Origin of the sequence: Streptomyces atratus (genome assembly GCF_040655115.1) — a bacterium.
In the GTDB taxonomy this organism is placed as follows: domain Bacteria; phylum Actinomycetota; class Actinomycetes; order Streptomycetales; family Streptomycetaceae; genus Streptomyces; species Streptomyces atratus_D.
Map to the genome: position 1 here is coordinate 1 of NZ_JBFAJH010000073.1, position 16,177 is coordinate 16,177.

The 16,177-nt window shown below is 68.1% G+C and carries 12 protein-coding genes and 2 pseudogenes; 10 read left to right on the forward strand and 4 right to left on the reverse strand.

The features are described from left to right. Nucleotides 1-492: 492 nt before the first annotated feature. Together AB0I23_RS38045 and AB0I23_RS38050 are read left to right on the forward strand one after the other, a co-directional pair. Nucleotides 493-1,473, forward strand: coding sequence for an alpha/beta fold hydrolase (locus tag AB0I23_RS38045; protein WP_359117094.1), 981 nt, complete (start codon nucleotides 493-495; stop codon nucleotides 1,471-1,473). A 274-nt stretch (nucleotides 1,474-1,747) separates the two neighbouring features. Continuing rightward, the gene (locus AB0I23_RS38050; protein ID WP_037693306.1) at nucleotides 1,748-1,951 is read left to right on the forward strand and encodes a cold-shock protein; all 204 of its coding nucleotides are present in this window, start codon (nucleotides 1,748-1,750) and stop codon (nucleotides 1,949-1,951) included. A gap of 425 nt (nucleotides 1,952-2,376) precedes the next feature. Here the strand turns inward: AB0I23_RS38050 and AB0I23_RS38055 are convergent, their stop codons facing one another. Together AB0I23_RS38055 and AB0I23_RS38060 are read right to left on the reverse strand one after the other, a co-directional pair. Continuing rightward, entirely contained in the window at nucleotides 2,377-2,913 is a 537-nt protein-coding gene (locus AB0I23_RS38055) for a hypothetical protein (protein ID WP_359117097.1), read from the reverse strand. A 926-nt stretch (nucleotides 2,914-3,839) separates the two neighbouring features. Beyond that, nucleotides 3,840-4,295: a MarR family winged helix-turn-helix transcriptional regulator gene (locus AB0I23_RS38060; protein WP_359117099.1), complete on the reverse strand. Its 456-nt coding sequence runs from the start codon at nucleotides 4,293-4,295 to the stop codon at nucleotides 3,840-3,842. A gap of 153 nt (nucleotides 4,296-4,448) precedes the next feature. On the opposite strand from AB0I23_RS38060, the gene AB0I23_RS38065 reads away from it, so the two are divergent. Beyond that, the gene (locus tag AB0I23_RS38065) at nucleotides 4,449-5,903 is read left to right on the forward strand and encodes an MFS transporter (protein ID WP_359117101.1); all 1,455 of its coding nucleotides are present in this window, start codon (nucleotides 4,449-4,451) and stop codon (nucleotides 5,901-5,903) included. Nucleotides 5,904-6,287: 384 nt separating this feature from the next. After that, nucleotides 6,288-6,881, forward strand: coding sequence for an immunity 21 family protein (locus tag AB0I23_RS38070; RefSeq protein ID WP_359117104.1), 594 nt, complete (start codon nucleotides 6,288-6,290; stop codon nucleotides 6,879-6,881). A gap of 466 nt (nucleotides 6,882-7,347) precedes the next feature. Here AB0I23_RS38070 and AB0I23_RS38075 read toward each other — a convergent pair whose 3' ends face one another. Next, entirely contained in the window at nucleotides 7,348-7,686 is a 339-nt protein-coding gene (locus AB0I23_RS38075; RefSeq protein WP_359117106.1) for a hypothetical protein, read from the reverse strand. Between the two features lie 173 nt (nucleotides 7,687-7,859). On the opposite strand from AB0I23_RS38075, the pseudogene istA reads away from it, so the two are divergent. The 3 genes and pseudogenes from istA to AB0I23_RS38090 form a co-directional block, all read left to right on the forward strand. After that, nucleotides 7,860-9,059: pseudogene (gene istA / locus AB0I23_RS38080) on the forward strand (IS21 family transposase); the annotation flags it as partial. Between the two features lie 561 nt (nucleotides 9,060-9,620). Further along, nucleotides 9,621-10,211 (forward strand): annotated as a pseudogene (locus tag AB0I23_RS38085) (DUF6461 domain-containing protein); the annotation flags it as partial. Between the two features lie 100 nt (nucleotides 10,212-10,311). Next, complete coding sequence (locus AB0I23_RS38090) at nucleotides 10,312-10,566, forward strand: DUF2283 domain-containing protein (RefSeq protein ID WP_359117109.1); 255 nt, start codon at nucleotides 10,312-10,314, stop codon at nucleotides 10,564-10,566. A gap of 168 nt (nucleotides 10,567-10,734) precedes the next feature. Here AB0I23_RS38090 and AB0I23_RS38095 read toward each other — a convergent pair whose 3' ends face one another. Further along, entirely contained in the window at nucleotides 10,735-11,301 is a 567-nt protein-coding gene (locus AB0I23_RS38095; protein ID WP_359117112.1) for an SMI1/KNR4 family protein, read from the reverse strand. 559 nt (nucleotides 11,302-11,860) lie between these two features. Between AB0I23_RS38095 and AB0I23_RS38100 the strand changes: the two genes are divergently transcribed. The 3 genes from AB0I23_RS38100 to AB0I23_RS38110 all read left to right on the forward strand — a co-directional run bounded on the left by AB0I23_RS38100 (nucleotide 11,861) and on the right by AB0I23_RS38110 (nucleotide 15,800). Continuing rightward, the gene (locus AB0I23_RS38100; protein ID WP_359117115.1) at nucleotides 11,861-13,297 is read left to right on the forward strand and encodes an MFS transporter; all 1,437 of its coding nucleotides are present in this window, start codon (nucleotides 11,861-11,863) and stop codon (nucleotides 13,295-13,297) included. Nucleotides 13,298-13,874: 577 nt separating this feature from the next. Further along, complete coding sequence (locus AB0I23_RS38105) at nucleotides 13,875-14,132, forward strand: hypothetical protein (RefSeq protein WP_436847059.1); 258 nt, start codon at nucleotides 13,875-13,877, stop codon at nucleotides 14,130-14,132. A gap of 912 nt (nucleotides 14,133-15,044) precedes the next feature. Further along, on the forward strand, nucleotides 15,045-15,800 hold the full coding sequence (locus AB0I23_RS38110; RefSeq protein WP_359117117.1) for a dienelactone hydrolase family protein: 756 nt from the start codon (nucleotides 15,045-15,047) through the stop codon (nucleotides 15,798-15,800). Nucleotides 15,801-16,177: the final 377 nt, after the last annotated feature.

Here is a 16,177-nt window from a genome sequence, read left to right on the forward strand (position 1 = left end):
CCGCTTCGTGTACTTGCTACCCACCTGGTCACTGCTTCCTCTGGAACCACTCAGGTCCCAGTCTCCAGGTGTCCATGATCAAGGGGAAGCTTCAACGTGACGTCATCGTCAGCGGTCGATGCGAGATCACCCATTCCCGCAGGCAGTGACGGGTTGTTCGTCGGTGCAGTCTATGAGGCTGCCCACCACGGCCTTGAGCAGGCGGACTTCCCCGGTCGGTAGCAGGACCCCGAGCTGTCGCCGCCCAGCTACCGCGCTCGCGTAGGTTGACCAGTCTTCACCGGTTGAACGGGCGGTACCCGTCCGGCCTTCGTGCTCTCGGGGCGTAGGAACGTCGGAACGCGGGGGAGGCTAGTGCCCAGAGGCGTATTGCCGAAACGGCAACAAGTATGGCTACGCCCACGCCATCCGCCACATGATTGCTATTGAGCCGTTGAACGGCCGGCCGCCACCGGTCTTGACGCATGACAGATGAACAGCACTGGAGGATGTATGCCACAGCAAGCAACGGTCGCCACTCACCGGCTGGTCTCCTCGCCCGTAGGCCGAATTCATCTGGTGGAGCAGGGCGACGGACCGCTCGTGTTGCTCGTGCACGGCTTTCCGGAGTCCTGGTACTCCTGGCGTCACCAGCTGCCGGTACTGGCCGCAGCTGGATACCGCGCGGTCGCCATCGATGTCCGCGGCTACGGGCGCTCCTCCAAGCCCGGCGATACGGACGCGTACCGGATGCTCGACATGGTCGAGGACAACGCCGCAGTGGTACAAGCCCTGGGCGAACAATCCGCGGTGATCGTCGGCCACGACTGGGGCTCGACCATCGCTGCCAACTCCGCCTTGGTCAGGCCGGACGTCTTCCGCGCGGTCGGGCTGCTGAGCGTTCCCTATACCCCGCGGGGCGGACCGCGACCCAGCGAGGTCTTCGCCCGGATGGGCGGGGAGGAGGAGTTCTACGTCTCCTACTTCCAGCAGCCCGGCCGGGCCGAGGCCGAGATCGAGCCGGACGTGCGCGGCTGGCTCGCCGGCTTCTTCGCCGCGTTGTCCGCCGACACAATGTCCGCACCCGGCGCACCCGACCCGCACTTCGCGAGCCGGGGCGGCACGCTGCGCGACCGGTTCCCCGACGACCGAAGGCCCGCCTGGCTCAGCGAGGACGACCTCGACGTCTACGCCGCCGAGTTCGAGCGGGCCGGCATGAGCGGGGCACTCAACCGCTACCGCAACATGGACCGGGACTGGGAAGACCTCGCCGAGTTCGACGGCGCCCCCATCACCCAGCCGTCCCTGTTCATCACGGGCTCCCTTGACGCCTCTACCACCTGGCTGGCCGATGCCATCACGGCGTACCCCATCACGCTGCCCGGCCTGCTCTCCTCCCACATCCTCGACGGCTGCGGCCACTGGATCCAGCAGGAGCGCCCCACCGAGACCAACCGGCTTCTGACCGACTGGCTCGACTCCCTGCCCGCCTGAAGCCTCTCCAGGAATCCAGACAGGTTCACCACTGGGCCTCGTCCTACGCGCGGGATGCCCGCCCGGCAGTCGCATGGTCGACTCGAGACTATTGAAGGGCCATTGCTCTCTGGTGAAGGGCGGTCTCTGCGTGTAGCGTCTCTGTCAGATGTCGTGGTTCGCAGTACCTGCCCGCGCTCCGGCGTGGGCTTCTTGCTGTGCAGTGCCTGAGGACCAGGACGATCATTTTCGGGTCCGCGCGGTGCGGGTCCGCTTTCGACTGAAAGGCACCGGCATGGCCAGCGGAACCGTCAAGTGGTTCAACTCGGAAAAGGGCTTCGGCTTCATCGCCCAGGACGGCGGTGGACCCGACGTCTTCGCGCACTACTCCAACATCAACTCCTCCGGTTTCCGTGAACTCCAGGAAGGCCAGGCGGTTACCTTCGACATCACCCAGGGTCAGAAGGGGCCGCAGGCGGAGAACATCACCGTCGCTTGATCCGACGCCGGACACCAGGGTCCCCGGAGCATCTGCTCCGGGGACCCTGGTGCATCCCGCTTCGACCATGTGGCCCGAACGGCGCCGCGGAAGGTCCGGCCAGGGCCGGAATGCCTGGTGCTGATGCCGTCGGCCCGGGGCGCTTCTCGCCCGTCCGAGAACGCTCACCCTCAGGTCTTGCAACGCCGCTCAACGTCTGCGGCAAGCGCAGGAGAGCCCGGTCATGGGGGAGTTCGACGCGGTCGGCGGACTAATCCGGAGGGGGAGCGGATGGCCCAGTGGTCACTAAGCGTGGACGCAACACAGAAGTTGAGCCGGACCCGTTCTCGCAGCCAGCGCCAACCCGGCCACCTACGACGCGCGGCCGGGCCGACTGGCCAGTGAGTGCCTGCTGCGACGGCCATCCCGGTGTGCAGGCTTCGTGGCTACCTTCGCTCGGGTGAGCTGCTGGCCGGGGCGATATCGAGGAGGGCAAGCAGTGTCTCGCGGTGGAGGTCTGCGATCGGGCTGACAAGGTCCGGGTGGCGCAACAGCGGCGCCGCACGGTGATCGCGAGGGCTGGGAATTGTCAGCCGACGCGCATCGCCTACGCTGCCCGCGCCGTGGTGGGTCGCGGCCAGGCAGGCCGCTGCCACGGCGGCGAGATCGGCGTCGGCCAGTAGGCAGGCCGCCCAGCTGACGACGGTTTCGTCCACCCAGGTGCGCCAGCCATATTCGGCTCCCTCCAGCGGGTGGGCATCGGCGCCGGTGACGGCGTCCAGCCGGTCGGAGCCGCCGGGTCCGAGCATGTTCAGCAGTTCGGCGTCCAGCACGGTGGGGTAGCGGAGGGCGGCGGCGATGGTGGCCGCCTGCCACGCCTGGGCTTCGGCCAGGGCATCGTTCAGCGGGCCAGGTGCCGGCGGGAATGCCGACAGCAACCAGCGAGTGGCGGCAGCTATGACTGGCGAGAGATCACTGGGCATGGTGAACCGTCCTTCACACGTGCCCGCCACGGTTGTGTACCTGTGCGCGATCCGGTCGCGAGCACTCGCGTGCCTGGGGCGCGCGTGGCAGGCAAGCGTAAGGCGGCCGCCTGGGCGGCGACAGGACGTATCTCACAGCCGGGGTGCTCGTCGCCGCCCACGGCCGCGCAGATCACGGCCGGTGACGAAGTCACGCGCGCGGTCCATGAGCACGGCGCCGGGAGCCAGCTGCTTGTTGACGAGTGGCTTATCCGGCGCGGAGCGGTGCGGCCGGGGTGGAAGCCCTCGCTTTGGCCCGGCGGATCTTGTCCCCCTCGCCATGGCGTGATCTGCGATCTCCTTGTCCGCGAGGTCATCCCGCCCTCGGCATGCCGAAGGACCGCCGGGTAGAGGTACTGCTGCTCCGCTACCAGCCCGCAAGCAGCGGTTCAATCCGCGCCCCCTACGCATCAGCCAAAGGTACGGCGGACCAACGATCAGGTGATCCAACCGAACGGCCTCAATCCCTGAAGGGCCAACTACCTTCTGTCCAGCCGAGCGTGGGCTGCGCGAAGATGCGGGCCTGATCTGCCTCCGAAGGGGCCGCGCCTCACAGAAGGCCAGTTCTGCTTCGGTCGCGTGAGCGCGGTTGGAGGAGTCCCTGGGCGCGCTATCGCGACGTGCCGGGGCTGTCGGCGGGGGCGGTATTCGTCGTGGTCACGGGATGCGACGCCAGCGGCCCAGACCACGGGGGCCGCACGGCATCGGTGCCTTGGCACATTTCGGCGACAGACCGGTGGGATCCTCACTTCAGTGGCGGGGTCGGTGGTCTACTGACCCGCGCCGGCAGACCACCGGTCTTCGGGGGGAGAGCGAACGTGCAGGATCGGCGCGAGCGGGACTGAGCGCCGCGCCGGGCCCGCCCGGAAGGCACCCGCGCTACCGTCTCACGGCCGCGGCCAGGGCCTTCCGTCCAGGCGCTCGATGTCGGTGTTGAAGCGCTTGAGGTAGTCGGCGAAGGCGGCGATGTCTTCGTCGGACCAGTCGGCCATGATCTGTTCCAAGGTGTGGATGGCGCCCTCGCGCTCCTCGTCGAGGCGCCGCTCGCCTTCCGCGGTGATACGGAACTTGCGGGCCATGCCACCTTCGGGATCCGGGATGCGCTCGACGAGTCCGGCGCGCATGGCGGCTGCGGTCTGCCGGTTGAGGGTGGACGCGTCGAGGCCGAAGGCGTCACCGAGTTGGCCGATGGACATCGGGCCCTGCACCCGGATGCGGCTGAGCAGGATGTACGCGCTGCGCTCCAGGGTGCTGCCCTCGCGCCGTCCCTTCGACTTGTGCAGGTGAAGGTAGCGACTTTGCAGCATCTGCTCGTACTCCACCTGGCGCGTGGCCCTGTTCATCGGATCTCCTCCACGGTCCCGTATACACCGGACGGCGCATGCGATGTCCCAATGATCCATGCGAACCATCTACATGCGTGATACATGCGACGTGGTTGATGCATGAAATGTGTATGATGCATAGCGAAACTCGAACACGTAGAGCAGTCCTTGATGGACGGCCGCCAGGCCTCCCGATCGGGCGGCGTCGTCGCCACGCTCGCACTCGCCGGTACCGTCGCCGCGGTCATGCAGACCCTGGTGACGCCGCTGATCGCGGATCTGCCGCAGATTCTGCACACCACGTCCTCCAATGCCACGTGGGTGATCACCGTCACGCTGCTGTCGGCCGCGGTCTGTGTCCCGGTTGCCGGCCGCCTCGGCGACCTGCTGGGCAAGCGCAAGATGCTGCTCGCCTCCTGCCTGCCGCTGCTCGCGGGCTCGGTGGTGTGCGCCCTGACCTCGTCCGTCGGCATGATGATCGCTGGGCGCGGGATGCAGGGCATGGGCATGGGCGTGGTGCCGCTCGGCATCAGCCTGCTGCGTGACCTGCTGCCGGCCGAGAAGCTCAGTTCCTCCATCGCACTGGTGAGCGCCTCCATGGGCATCGGCGGCGGCCTCGGGCTGCCGATCGCCGCCGCGGTCGCGGAGTACACGAACTGGCGGGCACTGTTCTGGGGTTCGGCCGCCCTTGCCGCGCTGATCGCCGTGATGATCTGGTCCTTCGTCCCCGACGTGCCGGCCGCGGCGAAGGGGCAGCGCTTCGACCTGGCCGGCGCGCTCGGCCTCGGTGTGGGCCTGGTCTGTCTGCTGCTCGCGATCTCCAAGGGTGCGGACTGGGGCTGGGGCTCGGGCAGCACGCTCGGCCTTCTTGCCGCCGCGGTCGTGGTCCTGCTGGTCTGGGGTTTCTGGGAGCTGCGCACCCGCGACCCACTGATCGACCTGCGCACCACCGCCCGCCCTCGGGTGCTGCTGACCAACGCCGCCTCGGTCCTGATCGGCGTCGGCATGTACACGCAGATGCTGATCGTTCCCCAACTGCTGCAGTTCCCCGAGGCGACCGGCTACGGCCTCGGCCAGTCGATGCTGGCGATGGGCCTGTGGATGGCACCTGCCGGCCTCGTCATGATGGTCGTCTCGCCGTTCGGCGGGAAGCTGACCAACGCGCGCGGCCCGAAGTTCACCCTCGTATCCGGCTCCCTCGTCATCGCGGCCGGCTATGGCCTGTCGATGGCGCTGATGGGCTCGACCTGGGGCCTGCTGATCGTCACCGTCGTGATCAGCGGTGGCGTCGGTCTCGCCTACGGCGCGATGCCCGCCCTGATCATGAGTGCGGTTCCGGTGTCCGAGACGGCCGCCGCGAACGGCTTCAACACGCTGATGCGCTCGCTCGGCACCTCGATCGGCGCCGCCGTGATCGGGGTCGTCCTCTCGCAGATGACGGTCACCATGGGCGGCTTCACGTTCGCCTCCGAGGACGGCTTCCGCGTCGGCCTGCTGATCGGCGACGGCGTCGCGCTCGCGGCCGCCGCGGTGGCCACGGCCATCCCGGGCGTTGCCCGGTCAGCCGCTGCGCAGGACGGTGAGGCGGCCAATGCCGTGACCACCGAGCCCGCTGCCAAGCTCTGACGGAGGCGCATCGGCAGGGGGCCGCTCCAGGACGTCGGTGCCCCGGAACGGTCGCGTGCCCGCTGACTGTTTCCGGGCAGGGCGTTGAACTCCCCGTCCGGTGCAACGCGAGCTGGGAGTCGCGCAGGTCCTCGGGAAAGCCATACATGGTCACGCGTGAATGGTGCGTGTGTTCGAGTGCGATCGTAGACGTTCGTCATCGGCACCCCTCTAATATGCGGGTCTCGATGTCAAGCCACTGGTCGTGCTGAGCCCGGGGCAGGGGCCCCGTCTCACGTGGTCCGCTCCGATGCGATCAATGTTGAGCCGGCCCGCGGCGAGGCATCAAGGACGTTGCTTCGCGCCCGACGAAGCGTTGTCAGTGGCGGGGGAGACACTGGCGCCATGAAGACTTCCTCATCCACCGCAGCCAGTTCGGTCGAGCATTCCTTCACCTGGGTCGAGTCGATGGGCGGCCCTCTGATCGCCGTACCAGTTTCCGTATTGGACGGATGGCGTGGTTGCACGGAGTCAGGGCTGGTCATCGGCGATGGTGACGTCCCGGACGACTACGACCGCGCCTGCGAGGTGGACGGTCTGGCGGGAGTGATTGCTGTCGGTGGAGACGGCCCGCGAGGGCTTGTCCTGGCGGACGAACCCGCCACCACCTGCTATCTGCCGGAACACCAAGTCTTCGTCCGTTGGCTCGGAGCCAAATCGGAGGCCGATCTGATCGCCGCAGCCCGGGCCGTCCTCACCGACCCCACGACCGAGTGGGAAGAGTGCGGTGTCTGGGAGACGGACGGGCCGGCGGTGCTCATGGACTCTGTCACCGCCGGGAACGAGCTGGACGTCGAGTACCCCAACGGCGCAGGACTGCCGGAGCAGGCGCCCGTCCCGATACCGCCCGGCCGCTGGACAGTCCGCGCCGTCCACACCTCGGCAAACGAGGAAACCTGGGTGGGTCTGGTTCACCTCCTGCCCTGGTCACAGAGCTGATGGCCTGGCCCCATCACCGGGAACAGGACCTCAGGAGGCTTCTCCGTCGAGTCGGCTGAGGAGTCCGTCGAAGATCTGCTCGCGGGCCACCTGGCCCTTGGCGGCTGCATCGTCCCGCTGGCGTTCGAGTCGGCAGCGAGGGCGGCCGGTGCCGCGTTGCGGGCGGTGTGAACCGGGATGCCATGGCGGCCGAACTTCTGGGTCATGCCGTGCGTCGAGATCGACTTGCCCGGGACCATGCCTGGGAAGAGCCGCCGAGGGCCTGGGTGGACTCGCGAGAGCTGCGACCGTGGCTGAGGCTGTTCGGCAAGGCACCGAAGGAGTTCGGCGAGCCGTGGAGGCTGGGAATCATGCCGGGACCAGGGTCCACCGGCGAAGCCATTTAGGTGTCGCTCCTTTGGAGAGACGGTCCCACCAGCACAGCCCGACGCGTCAGTCCTCTGGGGTAGTGCGGAACTCGGATCGATCAGACGCAGATCCAGCAGTACAGCCGTTCCCCGCGCCGCTGTGCCCCGCGGGCGAGTTCCGCCAACTCGTGCAGCAGGCCGCCGATCGCGTCGGTATCACCAGACCCCTGCTCTTCGACCCAATGCCGTGCTGCCACAGTCAATTCGGCGGTCTCCACTCTCGCCAGGACGCCTTGAAGCTCATCGCTGATAGTGAGCACCAGACGCTCACCCCCGTCGCGTTCGGCGACGACGTGGGAGGTCCGGGGCCGTGCCAAGAACTCGTCGAAGTCGACCCCAGCCAAGATCCCTTCGATCGCTCCGAGATCGGTCGTCGAGTCGAACCCCTTGGTGGCCACGACGTGGAACCCTGTCTCGGCCGGCCGAAGCCGTGGCCTGAGGAGCTCGCGAAGGCCGTCGCGCCCGTAATGTCGGCGTCGCTTGAACCGTGACCCTCTGACGGCGGATCAAAACTGACCCATTCCGTGGCATCCATATCAACCTGATCTTGATTTGAGATCGGGAGGAGAGGGTGATCCAAGTGGAGGACTGGGCAGAGATCCGCAGGCTGCACCGGGCCGAGGAGATGCCGATCCGGGCGATCGCCCGGCATCTGGGCATCTCGAAGAACACGGTGAAGCGGGCGCTGGCCACGGACCGGCCGCCGGTGTACTCCCGGCCGCTGAAGGGCTCGTCGGTCGACGCGGTCGAACCGCGGATTCGTGAGCTCTTGAAGCAGACCCCGACGATGCCGACGACGGCGATCGCGGAGCGGATCGGCTGGGAGATGGGCATGACGATCCTCAAGGACCGCGTCCGTGAGCTGCGGCCCGCCTACCTTCCCGTTGACCCTGTCTCGCGCACGACGTATCAGCCTGGCGAGCTGGCCCAGTGCGACCTGTGGTTCCCGCCGGTCGACATCCCGCTCGGCTACGGTCAGTGGGGCCGGCCGCCGGTGCTGGTCATGGTCTCGGGATACTCCCGCGTGATCGCCGCGACGATGCTGCCGTCGAGGATGACGGGCGACCTGATCGACGGCCACTGGCAGCTGTTGAAACAGTGGAACGCGGTGCCGAGGATGCTGGTCTGGGACAACGAGTCGGGCATCGGCCAGGGCAAGCTCACCGCGGAATTCGCGGCGTTCGCCGGGATGCTGGCCGTCAAGGTCTTCCTCTGCCGCCCCCGCGATCCAGAAGCGAAGGGGCTCGTGGAGCGGGCCAACGGCTACCTGGAGACGAGCTTCCAGCCAGGCCGCACCTTCACCGGCCCCGACGACTTCAACACCCAGCTGACCAACTGGCTGAACATCGCCAACCGGCGAGTCCACCGCACTCTGGGCGCCCGTCCCGCCGAGCGGTGGGAGGCGGACCGGGCCGGCATGCTCGCGCTGCCGCCGGTCGATCCGCCCCGCTGGTTCCGCTTCCACACCCGCATCGGCCGCGACCACTACATCCGCGTCGACACCTGCGACTACTCGGTACATCCCCTGGCCATCGGTAAACGGGTCCACGTCGCCACCAGTACGACGGAGGTCATCGTCACCCTCACGCCCGGCGGGGCGGTCGTGGCACGCCACCCGCGCAGCTGGGCCCGGCACCAGACGATCACCGACCCGGACCATGCCCGCACCGCGGCCACCCTGAACTGGACCACGAGCCGCCAGCTCACCCGCAAGCTTGCTATCCCCTCCATCCCGCATCAAGAGCCCCAGGCCCTGCTCGACGAGGACGACCGCTGGAACCTGCTCCCACGCTGCCTCACCGACGATGCCCTGCCCCTGGACGTCCGGGCCGCCGGCGCGATCACCCTGCTCTTCGGCCCGTCCACCGAGCGGCTCTGCAATCTGACGCCGGACCACCTGCAACTCGGCGACAAGCACACCCATCTGATGCTCGGCCGCCACCCCGTCCTACCACCCCCACGGCTGGCCGGGCTCCTGCAGCGGCTGACTGAAGAGCAACCCGGCAGAGCCCTATTCACCCAGGCCACCCCAGGCCCCCGGCTACTGTTCCCAGGACTGGTCCCAGGGAAGCCAATCGCGACACACGCCATGACGCAGAAGCTCAACCGACACGGGATCTCGGTCCGCGCGGCCCGCAACTCCGCCCTCGCCGCTGACCTTCCCAGCCCCATCCTCGCCGACCTGAGTAGTCTGCCGCATGAACATGATCGGGGAGTACTTGCTGACATCCGCCGAGCCGGCTCGGGCTGTCCGCGATCCGGAGTGGGCCTTGGACCGGAGGTCGTCATGGATGGGTTGACGGTTACTGAAACCGCCGAGGAGCGTTTCGCCTGGATCGACGAGCTGGCAGAGGACTACATCCTGCCCACCGTTGCGGTGGTCGCCGGTGTGAGGCGGGATGAGGTGATCCGTCGGCTGAACGGCAGCCCGGAGGCCGGCCGGCGCTTGACGGCGCGGCAGGCCGCCGACGCGACAGTTCGTGCTGGATGTGACGAGGATCTGGTCGCTGTCGGTACCGTCGGTGACTTGGTGTTCGTGGTGGAGGCAAGTGGCCACACGACATCGGTTCCGGGGGTTCTTCGCGATCTGTCGCGCGGCGGCCGGTGCTTCAGCGTGCAGATCGATATCAATGGGGGAGACAGCGTCCACTACGCCGTGGACGGCGAGTTCGTGGTTTTCGAAGAGCACTGGGGGCCGGTCAACCCGCTGCGGGCGGGAGACCCACGCTGGGATGCCGAGTGGTGCCAGGGGCTGATCGACGTGGACGACGAGACGGAGATCTGGGGCGTGAAGATCTTCGCGCTGATGGAGCGAGTGATGGGCAGCACGGTCCACCCTTCGTGGTTCACCGAACCGCTCGACACGTTTGCCGTTCCGCTGGCATCCAGGTACGCGGACACCCCTGCCTGGGACATGCCCTGACACGACTGCCTTCCGCGGGCGCCGCGGCGGCCGGCTTGTTCGGCGGTCCGGCCGAAGTGCCGTCGTACAGGCGAAACGACACCAACCACACCAAGGGAGCATGCCAGCCGTGGCAGACGTCAGAGTCACCTACGACAAGACTGTGAACGCAGCGTACGTGTACCTCACCGATCCGCAGGTTCGCACCAAGTCCTCGCGCATGTATCCCTGCGATCCGGTGGAGGTCGGCGGCATGATCAACCTTGATTTCGACGAGCAAGGGCGCCTCATCGGCATCGAGGTATTGGCGGCCAGCTCCAAGCTGCCCGAGTACCTACTCGAGTCATCTGAGCGTCTGGACGCCGGAGGTGCATGACCTGGTTGAGCAGGAGAGCTGCCTCGCGTCGCATCAGGTTGGAAAAGCCTCAGTATGTGTAGCAGCGGCGTGGGTGGGCGATCAGTACAACCCGGTGCTGACCTCAGGCGCCGAGGAACAGCCGCACGCCAACGTCACAAGCTCAGTGACAGGGCCCCTCACGGCCTGTCAGCGGCCCTGTGCCAGCCACTGTGTGTACCAGTCACGGAAGTCCGGCCCGGGGCTCAAGGCGTGGCCGCAGCCGAGGTCGTCCGTCCACACCTGGCCGCGGCCCTGGCCGGTGACCACCAGACGGTAGAAGGAGCCACAGCCGATCTCGGCGATGACGAGCGAGCCGGTGAACCAGCACGGCGAGAAGTCCTCCTCCCCTGGGGCATGCTCCGCGCAGACGGACCGCTCGTCCGAGGGCTCGAACCGGGCGGTGTGCGGGAAAGGGACGGCCAGCAGGTCAGCCCAGTCCTTGCCCAGGTCGCCTTGCCAGTCGCCCCACCGTTTGCTGCCGAACTCGTACAGGCCGTAGGCCGGCCCGGCGCCTCCGCTGCCAACTGTGGTGACGAACGAGCGGTAGGAGGCCGGGAATTCGAAACCGTGCTCCTGCTCGAATCGGGCCACGACAGCCTCGGAAACCGGCGGAGCCAACACCCACTGGTGCCTGCGTGCACCGAAGCCCCGGCATTCGGGGTCGGCTGCGGCCATCATCCGAACCCGCTCACGCACCTCGTCGCCATCCCACACGGCCCGAGCATCCCACACGGCCCGAACGGAAGTCGCCAGCACCGTGGTCAGGTGAGCGCCTCCATCTGTACACGGCATCTGATCCGCACGCGCCAGTTCAAGACCGCTGTCGCGGCGCTGGACCCGGACGCTGTTCCCAGCCGCCGTCCGTACGCCGATGCACGGAGCAGTCCTGCGCTTGCCGCCAGCCGGTCGCTGGGGCACAGACCCCGCCTGCTCAGGGCCGGACGGCGCCTTGTCGACCGATGGCAGGAGTCGCCGTCGGCCCGCTGTGTCAGGAGCTGTGAGCCAACGGCCTGGTGCAACCGGTGTGACGGCGGCCGTGGGGAGGGGTAGGCGGCGGAAACCTGGGGCTCGTACCAGGGACGGTACAACGGGCGGCCGCCTCAACCACGGTCCGCAGGACGCCATTGGGCCTTCGGGCGTGCGGCTGCCGACGTGGGCGGCCGACGCGACCCGCCCTTGTGGTCACGCCCTCTCTTCCTTGTGCTTTATACCCCTTGGGGGTACGTTCCATAGCGGTCATAGATACCCCCCCGGAGTATGTGAGGTGAGTGAGATGTCCGCGATATCACCGCAGTCGTCCCCGCGCAGATGGTGGGCGCTGGCATTGATCGCCATGGCGCAGTTCATGGTGATCATGGATACGTCCATCATCGGCGTTGCCCTGCCCGAGATGCAGACTGACCTGGGGTTCACCCAGGGCAACCTGTCCTGGGTGTTCAACGCCTACGTCGTCGCCTTCGGCGGACTGCTGCTGCTCGGCGGACGCCTGTCGGATCTCCTGGGCGCCAAGAGGGTGTTCGGCGTCGGCTGGGCGGTTCTAGCCGTCGGATCGTTGATGGCGGGGCTCGCGAACGAGATGTGGATCGAGCTGGCCGGGCGCGCCGTGCAGGGCGCCGGATCGGCGCTGATCGCACCCTCCGCGCTGACCTTGCTGATGATGCTGTTCGGATCCAGCCCGAAGGAGCTGTCGAAGGCGTTCGCTCTCTACGGTGCGGCCGCACCGGCCGGCGGCACGGCAGGTGTCTTCCTGGGCGGCGTCATCACCCAGTACACGAACTGGCCATGGGTCTTCTACCTCAACGTCCCCGTGGCTGTACTCGCCCTGCTGGCCACCCCGGGTCTGATGCCCTCCGCCCCTCCTGCCCGCGGCTCGATCGACATTCTCGGCGCGCTCACCGTCACCGTCGGCCTCGGCGCCATCGTCTACGCGGTGGTCCGCGCCCCAGAGGTGGGCTGGGCAGCGAGAGAGACCTGGCTGGTGATGGCCGCAGGAATCGCCCTGACCGGGCTATTCGTCGCTCGTCAGGCCAAGAGTCGTGCACCCTTGATGCGGCTGAGTATCCTGCGCACGCCCAACCTCGCCGGCGCCAACCTCGCGCAGCTGCTGCTGGCCGGGGCGTGGATCCCGATGTGGTTCTTTCTGAACCTCTACCTCCAGCAGGTCCTCGACCTGGGGGCCTTCGCCTCCGGAGCTGCCCTTCTGCCGATGACCGGCGCGGTGATGCTGATCATGATTGTGTTCGCGCCCCGGCTCATGAACCGCTTCGGTCCACGCACAATGATCGTCTCCGGCATGGTGGCGCTCGCCACCGGCATGCTGTGGCTGTCCTTCGTCCGCTCCGACGGCTCCTACGCGGTCGACGTCCTGCCCGCCTCACTGCTCGCTGCTGTCGGCATGTCGCTCGCCTTCATCCCCTCCCTCGGTACGGCCATCTCCAGCGCCCGCCCGGAAGAGGGCGGTCTCGCCTCCGGCATCGTCAACACCAGCTACCAGATCGGCTCCGCCCTCGGCCTGGCCGCGATGACCGCGGTCGCCGCCTCCCAGGGCGCCGACCAGCTCGGTAACGCATCCGCCCTGGCCGACGGATTCTCCGCAGCCTTCCTCGGCTCCGCCGCCATCGCCGCCGCCGGAGCCGTCCTCGCCCACGCCACACTGCGCACCAAGCAGCGGCCCGCGCATCCCAAGCCGGAAACGTCCCCCATCGCCTGACCACCAGCCGACGCCCGCACCGATCACGCGATCGGCCTCGCACCCTGCAGGATTCGAGGCCGATCGCCGACACGCGCGCTCTCACCGCTGGGACCGGCAATCCAGAGATCCACGGGCTGCTGGGCTACCGCCCGCATCAGCAGGTGAACGCGGCAACGGCGGCCGCCAGTCGAGGCGAAGCGACCTCCGTACCATCGTGCAGGTCTCAACAACTGTGTCTGAGCCCCGCGCAGGTGGTCGGTGTGGCCAGTAGGAGCGCGAGTACGGCGGCGGACTCCTCGGGTACCTGTCTCGATCTGAGTAGCCACACCCACGTGGTGTGTCTCCCGGAGGATCTACGCTCGGCGACATGAGTGCTTCTCAGCCTGTCACCTGCGCCCTCCGGTCATGCGTCATGGTCCGACTCTCGCCTGCGGCCGCCGCGGCGCCTGCGTAGGGGGCGGAGATGCCGAAAGATCACCTCACCCGAGCACCCTGGGCTGCGCTCTTTCCTGAACGACGAGTTGGAACGAAGGGCAAAGCGGGGACCGCTCAATGGCAGGTCGGCACGGGGTCTCTGATTCTCGGGATCCTGGCCGTGGCGATGTTCGGATGCCCCTGGCTGCCGGCCGCCTTCTCGCCATGGTTCCGGTTCCTGCCGGTCTACTTCATCGTGCCCGTCGGGGTGTGCGCGATTGTCTCCGGTATGGGGGATCTGCGCGCGATGCGGGAAGAGGAATCGGCCGACCGGCGCCGCGCTCGGGCCGGGATCATGCTCGGCTCGGCGGCTGTCGCCGTTCCGGTTGCCGTGGTCATCTGGGCCTGCTGGGTGCTCAGGACGCAGACGCACGGGTGACGCGAGCGGTCGGCACAGAAGCTCGCGGCCGTCCGGCCCGGTCCGAGCCCGGCCGACGACGGGCATGGCTCGACCGCAGAGTGCGTTGACCGCTTCCCGCTCGACATCCGTCCAAGACTTCGCAGATGGGCAGGGGTGACTGCTGAAGGGCCGATATCCGGGTCATGTCGCGGCCCGGCTCGCCCCGGCGCTGACCGGCCTGAGCCAGGTCGCGGCCGGCGGAACGCCGGACTCAGGTGGGGGATGCCGCTTCCTGGGCTGGACCACGGAGGCCCACTGGCTTCGCCCGGACCCCCCGGGCCTGGCCGGTCCTACCGGCGCCGGCAGCCGCGTCGTCAGGTACTGCGTCGCGCGGCCGGCTTTGTCGTTGTCCGGGCCTGCGGGCCGCCGGCCGCTGTGTGGCCGGTGTCGCGGCAGCACGGTCTGACGATTCTGTTCGGCCCGGCCTCCGAGCACGCGCGGGTGCTGTCGTCCGGGTGACCGGACAACGCCGGGCAGCTCCTGGTCCCGTGGCGGGAGGTGCGCGGGACGACCTGCGCATGGAGGTCCTGTGGTGGAGGCTGCAGGGCTTGGGGCACGGCTCGCCGCCCACACGCTCGCTCTCGGCGACCGCCTGGGTATCCCGACGGTGCTGACCGACGCGGTCCGGATCGCCACCGGACACAGGGACACGGAGTGGTCGGTCCGTACGGTTTTGCTCCAGGACCGTCCGAGGGTTGCAGATCCACCTTCGTCTCGTGATTCAACCTGCTGAGGCGGACGCTTCACCGCCCCGCGCGTCGACGACTTGCGGCCCGCTCCCATCCGTTCACGATGCGATCATTGGCCTGGTCGACTGAGACGGACATCGAGGCGTGCCCAAACCGCAGGATCACCCCTGCCGAAATCGAGACGGAAGGAAGAGGAAAACCGATGACTGGCGTGCACGGAACAGCGGTGAACATTCCCACCCCGGATGGCGTGGCCGACGCGTACCTCGCCCATCCTGACGACGGTGGCCGCCATGCCGCGGTCCTGCTCTACATGGACGCCTTCGGGTTGCGCCCGCACCTGAAGAAGATGGCTGACCGCCTTGCCGGGGCCGGGTACACCGTGCTGGTCCCCAACGTCTTCTACCGCCATGGCCGCGCCCCGGTGGTGGAGCTTCCCGACTTCATCGACCCCGCCCAGCGCCCCGAACTCTTCCAGCGCATCGTCCCCCTCGTGCGGTCGCTCACTCCTGAGCCGGCGATGCGTGACGCCGACGCGTACCTGCGCTGGTTGGCCGCCTGCCCACAGGTCACTGACGGCCCGGTCGGCATCACCGGCTACTGCATGGGTGCAGCCCTGGCCCTGCGTACCGCCGGCACCTATCCGGACCGCGTTGCCGCCATCGCCGGGTTCCACGGCGGGCATCTTGCCCCCGATACCCCCGACAGCCCGCACGTACTCGCCGACCGCATCACCGCCGAGGTGTACTTCGGGCACGCCGATCAGGACCAGGCAATGCCCCCCGAGCAGATCGACCGTCTCGAGAAGGCACTCACGGCAGCAGGCGTCCGCCACCACGGCGAGGTTTACCCAGGCACGCACCACGGTTACACCCAAGCCGACACCGCCGCCTACAACCCCGATGCAGCCGAACGCCACTGGACGGCGCTTCTGGACCTCCTCGCTCGTACGCTCTGACCGGCCCTGGCCACTGTCGCCCGGTTTCGCGTAGGAGCGCCTGCAACCTGCTGCCGCCAGGCCCGGATGTCCCCTGGCAGGGGATGCCGCCAGACCGGCGGGGCCTCGGGGGCATCCCCTTCACCCGGCACCTGCACACCCTCAGCGGAGGCCAAGCCGTCTCCCTCGGGCTCGCCGCGCAACTGCTCAGGCGGCCCGATGTCCTGTTGCTCGATCCCGTCCGCGTACTTCAGCACGCCCGCGGCGTGCGGGCGCTCAACGCCCCGCTCACCCGTCTGCCCTCCTCTCGGGGAGAACGCAGGGAAGTTTGATGGTGGCCGCTGCAAGCCCGAACTGGCATAGCATTGTGGAGACTTCGATCCTCATGAATCAGGAGG

Bases quoted from the DNA above. Each gene is read 5' to 3' on its own strand.
- AB0I23_RS38045 (WP_359117094.1), top strand. From the start codon at position 493: ATGCCACAGCAAGCAACGGTCGCCACTCACCGGCTGGTCTCCTCGCCC.
- AB0I23_RS38050 (WP_037693306.1), top strand. From the start codon at position 1,748: ATGGCCAGCGGAACCGTCAAGTGGTTCAACTCGGAAAAGGGCTTCGGC.
- AB0I23_RS38055 (WP_359117097.1), bottom strand. From the start codon at position 2,913: ATGCCCAGTGATCTCTCGCCAGTCATAGCTGCCGCCACTCGCTGGTTG.
- AB0I23_RS38060 (WP_359117099.1), bottom strand. From the start codon at position 4,295: ATGAACAGGGCCACGCGCCAGGTGGAGTACGAGCAGATGCTGCAAAGT.
- AB0I23_RS38065 (WP_359117101.1), top strand. From the start codon at position 4,449: ATGGACGGCCGCCAGGCCTCCCGATCGGGCGGCGTCGTCGCCACGCTC.
- AB0I23_RS38070 (WP_359117104.1), top strand. From the start codon at position 6,288: ATGAAGACTTCCTCATCCACCGCAGCCAGTTCGGTCGAGCATTCCTTC.
- AB0I23_RS38090 (WP_359117109.1), top strand. From the start codon at position 10,312: ATGCCAGCCGTGGCAGACGTCAGAGTCACCTACGACAAGACTGTGAAC.
- AB0I23_RS38100 (WP_359117115.1), top strand. From the start codon at position 11,861: ATGTCCGCGATATCACCGCAGTCGTCCCCGCGCAGATGGTGGGCGCTG.
- AB0I23_RS38110 (WP_359117117.1), top strand. From the start codon at position 15,045: ATGACTGGCGTGCACGGAACAGCGGTGAACATTCCCACCCCGGATGGC.